The following is a 1,466-nucleotide window of genomic DNA, read 5'->3' on the forward strand; positions in this document are numbered from 1 at the left end:
CTACAGACGAACGCGATCTGTTGTAGGAGCTGCCGCAGGCTGCGATCTTTTATGCTTCAGACCTACCGCTCAAACAACTCCATCTGCTCGAACCCGCCCCGCAAGTCCTCCAGCCGCACGCCCACACCCAACAACCGCACTGGCTTACCGCCACGATTGAAGGCCTGGGTCAGCATCAACTGATAACTTCCCAGATCCCGCCCTGCCCCGGCCTGCTCCAATGTCGTCTGCGTGAAGTCGTGAAATTTCACTTTGACGAATGGCTTGCCCGGACGATAACTGCTGTCGATTCGCGCCATGCGACCGGCCAGGGTCTCCAGCAGCTCGGGCAACTTATCCAGGCAACTCTTCAGGTCCGGCAGGTCAACGTCGTAGGTATTTTCGACACTGATTGACTGACGACGACTGTCGTTGTGCACCACCCGCTCATCAATCCCGCGGGCCAGGCTCCAGAGTCGCTCACCAAAGCTGCCGAACTCACGCACCAGCGCCAACTTGTCCCACTCGCGCAGTTGCAGGCAATCAGTGATCCCCAGCTTGCCAAGCTTGTCGGCGGTGACTTTGCCGACCCCGTGCAGCTTGCTCACCGGCAAGCCGCTGACAAAGTCCTCGACCTGGTCCGGCGTGATGACGAACAGCCCGTTGGGCTTTTTCCAGTCACTGGCGATCTTGGCCAGAAACTTGTTCGGCGCCACGCCCGCGGACACGGTGATGTGCAACTGATTGGAGACCCGGCGCCGGATGTCCTGGGCAATTCGCGTTGCACTGCCAGCGAAATGCGCGCTGTCCGACACATCGAGGTAGGCCTCGTCGAGCGAGAGCGGCTCGATGATCTCGGTGTAATCGCGAAAGATCGTGTGGATTTCCCTGGACGCTTCTCGATAGGCATCCATGCGTGGCTTGACGATGGTCAGGTCCGGGCACAGCTTCAAGGCATGCCCCGAGGACATCGCCGAACGCACCCCGTACGCCCGCGCCTCATAATTGCAGGTGGCGATCACCCCGCGCCGGTCCGCCGACCCACCCACCGCCAATGGCTTGCCGGCCAGACGCGGGTCGTCACGCATCTCAATGGCGGCGTAGAAACAGTCACAATCGACGTGGATGATCTTTCGCTGAGTCATGGCAAAGCAGAATTCATGGCAAGGAAAAGGCGTGTTGGTGTGACGGACATCCAGTATCTCACCGACACCTGTATATAGCACCAGTAGTCTGAATGTTCTTTTCGACGCGTGGGAAATGTCGTTGGTAAATTTATTTTTTCAATCAGAAAAACATTCCCGATAGAGCCGCAGGCCTTGCCCCGCCTGCCTCACAGACTGACCAACCCGCTCATCTGAAAGCTAACCGCTTGAAGCAAAACAGGTTTTATCGGAATTGAAGGTTGACACCCCGGCGTATCTCTATAGAATGCCGACACACAGACGCGGGATGGAGCAGTCTGGTAGCTCGTCGGGCTCATAACC

The 1,466-nt window shown here is 57.9% G+C and carries 1 protein-coding gene; it reads right to left on the reverse strand.

Annotated elements, in window-relative coordinates; genetic code table 11:
* Positions 1 to 62: 62 nt before the first annotated feature.
* Positions 63 to 1,124 (reverse strand): DNA polymerase IV, encoded by a 1,062-nt coding sequence (gene dinB / locus AC07YV_RS28840; RefSeq protein WP_007977673.1) that lies wholly within the window; start codon positions 1,122 to 1,124, stop codon positions 63 to 65.
* Positions 1,125 to 1,466: the final 342 nt, after the last annotated feature.

The sequence above is a fragment of the Pseudomonas sp. GW456-E7 genome (assembly GCF_059424105.1).